A 7,955-nucleotide genomic window follows, 5' to 3' on the forward strand; every position below is an offset into this window, starting at 1 on the left:
GTTTCATAGCCATGAACCCCGCCTGTGATCAGGACTGTAGGCTTGTTGCTATCCCAGTTACGGGTCTTTAGTGCAAAGAGAGGGTATTTGTCGCTATCATAAGAAAGTGCGCCATACTTGAGCAAGTCAAAGCGCTCCCCTAGCGGGGTTAGCTTTGTAACGACTTCGTCCTGGTAAGAGCGTTTGATTGTAACTTGTTCAAGCCATGCGGCCTTTTCCTTATCACTCCACTTTTGTCCTGGAGTACCAATTGGGTAGCTGTGAGAACTGCTCATTACTTTGCCTTTGATTATCGTCGTTATCGGGAAATCCTTCTCCGAGAATAAACAGCGTTGCCTGTGTAGGCAACAGTATTTTTAGTGGAGATTAACAGCTCGTTTTAACTTTCATATCAAAAGGATACTGTATCACTGCAGGCTATTGGCGGTGCTTATATGTCAGTCGGGTGAAAAGCGTGTTGAACCGTATTAGAAAGAGAGTGCCGGGTTCGATATTTACCATTTTAAGGCTCGCTCTGACCATGAAATACAATATGGGGATATTTACAATCTCCTCCTCAGGTACAGTCGGGCTTGCTCTATAACATTGAGTTGCTGAGTACTGAGCCTGACATATTGCATCTTATGAAGTGAAAGGAGCTTGATATGAAAAAACAACACGTTGCTGTTATTGGTGCCGCTGGACAGGTGGGAACACCATTGACGCGAGGCTTACTCTCGCTGGGGCATGATGTCACCATCATTACCCGTAAGATGCAAAAAGATACCGAGCTGAAGGCTTTTGAAGAGTTGGGCGCATCGGTGTCGTTCTGTGCCGATATGCATGATGCAGACATAATGGCAGATATCCTTCAGGGCGTTGATACCCTTGTTGCCAGCGTTCCTGGCTCGAAATCCATCATTGAGCAATCCGAACCAGTCTGGCTGGAGGCTGCATTGAAAGCGGGCGTGAGGCGGTTTGTGCCGACGGAATTTGGTTGCCATACCCAAGCGCTTGAGATGGGTGATGGTGAGGTGTTTGACAACAAGAAGCGCTTTCACGACCTGTTGATGAGCTCAGGCATTGGCTGGACGCTATTCTACAACGGCGGTATTTTTGACTATTTTTTGCCGAACCTGCGGGTCTTCAGAAAGATCACCACTTTTGGTGAGCTTGAACTGCCAATCTATACCCATGATATTGATGACATTGGTTATCTTGCTGCACTGGCAGTTACTGACGAGCGTACTCTGAACAAGTGCGTTCAGGTTGATTTCAATGCCCTTAGCCAACATGACATGCTGGCTCTACTTAAACAATATTGGCCGGATTATTCCTTTGAATATGAACACTTCTCTTCAGAATATATTACGACGATGAAAGAGAGTGCCGGTGATGAGGTCACCGCAAAGAAAGGCGCAGAAACTGACAAAGAGCGCTGGGGGATTAACTACGCGATTTATGTCATTGGCAAGCTTGCCGCGTTCAACGAGCAGACATTGCGTACCAGCGAGCTCTATCCTGACTATGTCTGTAAACAGCCAGAAGAGGTGTTAAAAGACGCTAAGTTTGTCTTCGAGGAGTGATCCTTTTTCCATTGATGAGGAGATAACCTCCGGGTTATCTCTTTGTGTTTTTACAAGCTTCCCTCCAATACAGGTCTTTTTATGGACTCCTGGCTAACCCTGTTACCCCCGTGCTTATCCATCTTGCTCGCGATTACAACCCGGCAAGTCTATGTTGCTATCTTTGCCGGAGTTATGGCCGGTTCAATTCTGCTTTCCCAAACAGTGATTAGCGGAATCGCTGATAGTTTCAATGTGATAGCCGATACCTTTTCGTCGCCGAGCTCAGTGAAAAGTCTGATCTTTATTTTGATCATTGGCGCAATTATCAATGTGATGCAACAGTCGGGAGGGGTTGAGGCGCTTATTCACCAACTCTCTCAACAACGAAGCATAATTAGGTCAAAAGTCAGTGCGCAGCTAGCCACCTTTGGCTTTGGTTTTTTGATGTGCCTGGAAGGCGTCGGTTCGATGATGTTGGTCGGGATTGTCGGCAGGCCGCTGTTTCAGAAATTCAAACTCTCTAATACAAGGCTGGCATTGGTCGCTAATTGCACGGGGGCGCCTTTGGCCTGGTTGGTTCCTTTTAGTGGGGCAGGGGTATTTCTCACAGGTTTAATTTCGACCGAAGTTGAAAAAGGTACACTCGCTGAGTCGCCTTTCAGTTATGTGTTGAATGCCTTGCCTTATCAGTTCTATACGATTGTGATCCTGGCGATGGTGCCTATTCTGGCACTAGTACAAAAAGGGGAAGGCTTAGCGCTTGATATCCAAACGGATCATAAGAGTTTGGACTCTGTTTCTGCTAGCTCCTCATCAGCAAAAGCACTATACCTGTTGGTCCCGGTCATTATTTTACTGACGTCAATTGGCATAATTGCTTATGTCACCGGTGATATTAGTTCGGCTGTTTACTTTAGTGGGTTTGTTGCGCTTATTGGCTCAGGCGGCTACTTCTGGCTCAATAACGTTGCTGTTAATAAATATATTGAGTGGTGCATACAAGGGATGAAAAATATGCTGCCAGCAGTGATAGTTCTAACCTTGGCATTTTCCCTAAGTAGGGTATCTGGCGAGCTGGGAACGGGAAAATATCTGGCCAGCTTGTTCACGGGAGAAATCCCTTCAGGGTTTATTCCGGCTACTATCTTTGTTCTTTGTATATTGATCTCATTTTCGACAGGCAGTTCGGGAGCGACGGTAAGCATAATGACGCCCATTGTGGTGTCGCTGGCGGTAAGTGCAGGTGTCGCTGTTCCCTTGGCTATTGCAGCAATGGTTTCAGGTGCGGTATTTGGCGATCAAAGTTCGCCAATTTCCGATTCGGTGATTGTTGCTTCGTCGGCTGCAGATTGCCTGCCAGAAAAACACTTCGTGACACAGCTGCCTTACACCTTGGCTGTGGCCTTACTGTCGCTTGCGTTGTATCTGGTGGTTGGGCTTAGCGTGTAATATACACTTTGATGACAAAGGTGTCCGGTATGGTTGTTTGGGTATAGAGTATGCGATAGTGCTCGGAGAGGCTCCTAGCAAAAAAGAAGATAATAAGAGTTGTATGAACATTCCTGAAGTAGGCTTCAATCACGCAAAAACGGCAAACCGAGAAATCGAGGTCATTGATCTGGAAGAAATATACCAGCGCACTCATGGCCTTAACCATACGCCAACCCTGCCACACCGAGTTAACTTCTACCTTCTCATTCATATTGAAGAAGGAGAGGGGAGCCATTTGATTGATTTTGTTAACTATCCTTATCAATCCGGGGCTTTTATTTCGGTTCAGAAGAACCAGGTTCATGCATTTGATTTTAGCCATAGGCCTAAAGGAAAAGTGTTGTTGTTTACCCAGACTTTTATTGATCAGGCGCTGGCTAATATGCGACTGCCGGAGTTTACTCCCATCCACCTCGAACATGCTTATCAGCCAGTATTTACGCCGGACTCTGAAGTGCTGAGCAGCAGCCAAAGTATTCTGGCAGAGATCGTCAAAGAGCTGAGTTATCAGAATGCGGATCCCCTCATTGCAATGTTCCTGTTTTCCTCACTGTCGTTAATACTACGCCGCGCTATGCCTGAAAACCGCCATGACAGGTTGAGCAAAGATCAGCTGAGTAAGTTTTCCCGCTTTATTGAATTGCTGGAGAAAAACTTTCATCGTACCCGTGATGCAACGTATTACGCCGAGCAAATACATACCACCTATAAGACGCTTAATCAGCTATGTAAACTGGCAACCAACCAGACAGCCAAGCAACTTATTGATGCTTACACGATTCTGGAGGCAAAACGACGTTTGGTGCTAGATGGTTTGCCAACCCAACAACTGGCCTATGATCTGGGCTTTGAAGATGCCAGTAATTTTGTTAAGTACTTTAAAAAGCATACGTTGCTAACACCTTCCCGTTTTCAGAAGCAGTATTCTGCCAAGTGATTTCAAATTGAACCTGTTCTTGGTTCCAGTTTAGAAGTTCGATATTGACCATTTTTCAGCGGGTACTGACCATGTGCCCCTTCCTTGTTTTCATTACTATTTCCTCATTCCAACAAGAGGTGAACAAAATGAAAAAAGGTCTATCTGCCGTACTGGCTACCGCAGCCATCCTATGTAGTGCCTGTACCAGTCAGATTTCAGCTGAAGAGGCGGAAATGAAACTTTCAAATAAAGACAAAGCTGTTGCGCTGCTCAATAGTATCGAAACAGGGGATCACCAAGCTATCAGCTATGTGAATCCAGATAATTACACCCAGCATAACCTTGCTGTAGGAGATGGACTGGCCGGGTTTGGGGCTGTACTCCAGGCGCTTCCTAAAGGCAGCGCAAGGGTTGATGTTAAACGAGCCTTCCAGGACGGTGATTATGTCTTTACACATACCGACTATAACTTCTTCGGCCCTAAAGTCGGTTTTGATGTGTTTAGGTTTGAAGAGGGGCTGATTGTTGAGCACTGGGATAACCTGGCCGTGAAAACACCGCCTAACCCTAGCGGCAGAACACAGCTTGACGGCCAGACACAAGTTACGGATCTCGAGAAGACCGAGCAAAATAAAGCGCTGGTGGAAGACTTTGTCAGCACAATTCTCATGAAAGGTGATTATTCCCAACTCGGACGCTTTATTGATAGTGGTGAGCAAGACTATCTGCAGCATAACTCAGTGATAGCGGATGGCCTGAGTGGCTTGGGGCAGGCATTGGAGCAGATGGCAGCTCAAGGCATCAAGATGGTGTATGACAAGAACCACCTGGTGCTTGGAGAAGGCAACTTTGTCTTGAGCATCAGCGAAGGAAACCTGGGTGGTGAACATGTTTCTTACTATGACTTGTTCCGTATTGATGAAGGTAAGATCGTCGAACACTGGGATACGATCGAACCTATTCCTGCCAAAGATCAGTGGAAGAACAATAACGGTAAGTTTGGGTTTACTGCGCAGTAAAAGTAAAAGTAAAAGTAACAGGAACGTAAAGCGGCTACCTTTTTCAAGGTAGCCGCTGTTGAAGTAATGCTAGAGCCGAGGTGGTGGGTTAACTTGTCTTGAACTGACCGACTAGCTGTTTTAGCTCTGTGCCGGCGTGGTTTAGCTCGCTGACTACTTGCTCTGAGCTGCTGCTTGAATGGATAAGATCGGTAACGATATCCTGAATGGCTACCATATTGCGGTTGATTTCGTCGGTCACTGAGCTTTGCTCGGTAGCTGCTGTAGCAATCTGGCTGGTCATGTCATTGATGGCTTCAACGGCACCGGTCACCGACGACAAGCTTTCGGTGATTGAGTTTGCTGCACCTACCGCTTCGCTACAAGTTGACTGGCTGTGGGTCATGGATGAGACGGCCTGAGAAACCAGGGTGTGCAACTCATCAAGCATTTCTTTAATTTCCTGGGTGCTTGATTGCGTCCGGCTTGCCAGTCCGCGAACTTCGTCTGCCACAACGGCAAAGCCTCGTCCCTGTTCACCGGCGCGTGCCGCCTCAATTGCCGCGTTTAGTGCCAGCAGGTTAGTCTGCTCGGCAATTTCACCGATGACTTTAAGAACGTTATCAATTTTTTGTGATTGCTGGTTCAAAGAATGGATGTGCTGGGCAGCCTGATCTACTTCGTCGACAAGGGCGCTGATGGATACAACAGAAGTATCAACACGCTGCTGGGCAACATGGGAATCTTCGCTGGCATTGCTGGTGGCATTCGATACTTCGTTGGCATTCATTGCCACTTCGCTTGCAGCCGAGCTCATTTCAGTAACCGCTGTGACGATTTGTTCGGTTTCGTTGTTATGCTCCTGAAGCTGCTGGGTCAGGCGAATAGTTTGATCATGGATATTGTTGGCAGCACCGCTAACATTATCGGTAACATCAGAAACTTGGGTAATGATCCCCTGCAGCTTGGCCACAAAACGGTTGAATGCATTGCCAAGCTCTGCAATTTCGTCATGGCCCTGAACTTCCAGGCGACGAGTCAAATCACCTTCGCCATCGGCAATCTCGTTGAGTGTTTTAGCCATATTCTGAACCGGGCGAGTCATGCGGTTGGCAATGTACAGAATACAAATTACACTCAGCGCACCCAGCACTAGCGAGCTGATCAATACGAGTTTAAATCTCTCAGCCATGCTAGCGGCAGCATGGGTATGGTAAGCATCGACCTGGGCGTCGATATCATCAATATAAAGGCCGGTACCAATGAACCACTGGCCGTTATTGACCGTTGTCGAGTAGCTTAGTTTTGGTTGAGGCTGGCCACCGCTACTTTTCGGGTAACTATAGGCAACAAAACCGCCACCACTTTGAGCCGCTTTAATTAGCCCCTTGATGTAGGCAACACCGTTAACATCGGTGTTGTTCAGTCGATTCTGGTTGTGGTTGGACGGAGAGGTCGCATGCGCAACGTTGGTGCCTTTCATATCATAAATGAAAAAGTATCCAGAGCGGTCACTGGCAAATCGAAGAGGAGTAAGCAGGGCACGGACTTTTTCTAGTGCAATGCTAGGGTTGGTGTTGTCAGCAAGAACTCCGTCAACAGCGTGCTGGGCGATGGTTGTCGCATCTTTTAGCTGGTTTTTTCGTTCGAGGATAAGGCGTTCTTTGTAAAGAGTAACCTCTTCTTCTACAGCTTTGTTTTCAAGTGTCACGATGATCCCAATCGCAACGCTCATTATGATGAAAACTGGTAATATGCTTAGCAGCAATAGTTTGCTTTTTAACTGTAATTTATTCATAGCGACTCGGACTCTTCTACATTCATAATTATAATTTTGGGGATTTACGGACTTCCCAATAAAGTATGTCGGCATTGACTTTTAAATCTTTACAGAATGTTGTGTTATTTATACAACTGTCAGTAAAAAATGGGCTACAGCTCACAAACAAAGCGATATTTTGCTTTTTCGAGCAAAGAAAGGAAGACAGAGAGCAGGGTGTGCTCATTTTATGCGCAAAAGTGATTTAATTGTTATAGATATGCAAGGGGTATAACAGTTATTCTGTGCCCGATTTGTTATGTTTTCCTGGTATTTTTTTCGATCTTCTTTTCAGCAGTCATGCTGCCAGCTATTTTCTTAGCGATCTTATTGTAACGAGTGGCCAGGAGGCCACTATATGCATCAGGAGGGATGTTCGATGCTAGTAATTCGTCCGATTACTGAGGCCGATTTTCCGGCGCTTATGCGTTGCGCGGAAGAATCAGGCCATGGGTTTACTTCGCTTCCGGTAAATGAAGAGTTGCTCCGGGGCAAAATTGAACACTCACTAGAGAGTTTTTCCAAAGAGGTGAGCTCACCGGGGATTGAAGGTTACCTGATGGTAGCCGAAGACACTGATACCGGAGAAGTTGTTGGCACCACAGGTATCGAGGCCACGGTAGGACTCGATGTCCCTTTTTATAGTTACCATATAAGCAAAGTGGTGCATTCCTCGCGCAAGTTGGGAGTGCATAATATCGTCGAGCTGTTAACCTTCGGTAATAACTATACAGGTTGCAGTGAAATATGTACCTTATTTTTACGTCCTCAGTGGCGCGAGGGACTCAACGGTCGTCTGTTATCTAAATGTCGGTTCCTGATGATGGGTGAGCACCCTCAGCGTTTTTCTAAAACCGTGTTTGCCGAAATGCGTGGTGTATCAGACGAAGAGGGGCACTCTCCATTTTGGGAGTGGCTAAGAGATCATTTCTTTTCCATTGAGTTTACCCATGCAGATTATTTGGTCGGGGTAGGGCAAAAAGGGTTTATTGCCGATCTTATGCCTAAATTGCCGATTTATGTCAGTTTACTTAGTGACGAGGCGCAGGAGGTAATAGGTCAGGTTCACGAAAAAACTCGGCCGGCGCTTCGGTTGCTAGAGAAAGAAGGATTTACCAACCGTGGTTATGTGGCGATTTTTGATGCCGGGCCAACAGTCGAATGCGATATGGTAAATATTC

6 protein-coding genes and 1 pseudogene are annotated in these 7,955 nt (G+C 46.4%); 5 read left to right on the forward strand and 2 right to left on the reverse strand.

Annotation, left to right across the window (positions count from 1 at the left end):
* Nucleotides 1-275, reverse strand: a pseudogene (locus MHN01_RS09825) (peptidase); the annotation flags it as partial.
* A 369-nt stretch (nt 276-644) separates the two neighbouring features.
* On the opposite strand from MHN01_RS09825, the gene MHN01_RS09830 reads away from it, so the two are divergent.
* The 4 genes from MHN01_RS09830 to MHN01_RS09845 all read left to right on the forward strand — a co-directional run bounded on the left by MHN01_RS09830 (nt 645) and on the right by MHN01_RS09845 (nt 4,976).
* Entirely contained in the window at nt 645-1,565 is a 921-nt protein-coding gene (locus MHN01_RS09830; protein WP_239411190.1) for an NmrA family NAD(P)-binding protein, read from the forward strand.
* A gap of 81 nt (nt 1,566-1,646) precedes the next feature.
* Nucleotides 1,647-2,996 (forward strand): Na+/H+ antiporter NhaC family protein, encoded by a 1,350-nt coding sequence (locus MHN01_RS09835; protein WP_239411191.1) that lies wholly within the window; start codon nt 1,647-1,649, stop codon nt 2,994-2,996.
* A 103-nt stretch (nt 2,997-3,099) separates the two neighbouring features.
* A complete protein-coding gene (locus MHN01_RS09840; RefSeq protein WP_239411192.1) occupies nt 3,100-3,975 on the forward strand; it encodes a helix-turn-helix transcriptional regulator in 876 nt (291 codons plus the stop codon).
* Between the two features lie 128 nt (nt 3,976-4,103).
* A complete protein-coding gene (locus MHN01_RS09845; protein WP_239411193.1) occupies nt 4,104-4,976 on the forward strand; it encodes a nuclear transport factor 2 family protein in 873 nt (290 codons plus the stop codon).
* A gap of 88 nt (nt 4,977-5,064) precedes the next feature.
* Here the strand turns inward: MHN01_RS09845 and MHN01_RS09850 are convergent, their stop codons facing one another.
* Nucleotides 5,065-6,753 carry a methyl-accepting chemotaxis protein gene (locus MHN01_RS09850; RefSeq protein ID WP_239411194.1) on the reverse strand — a complete coding sequence of 563 codons (1,689 nt, stop codon included), beginning with the start codon at nt 6,751-6,753 and terminating at the stop codon, nt 5,065-5,067.
* A gap of 400 nt (nt 6,754-7,153) precedes the next feature.
* On the opposite strand from MHN01_RS09850, the gene astA reads away from it, so the two are divergent.
* A partial coding sequence (gene astA, locus MHN01_RS09855; protein ID WP_239411195.1) for an arginine N-succinyltransferase occupies nt 7,154-7,955 on the forward strand: 802 nt, incomplete at its 3' end.

It is taken from the genome of Photobacterium sp. OFAV2-7, assembly GCF_022347985.1.
GTDB lineage: Bacteria > Pseudomonadota > Gammaproteobacteria > Enterobacterales > Vibrionaceae > Photobacterium.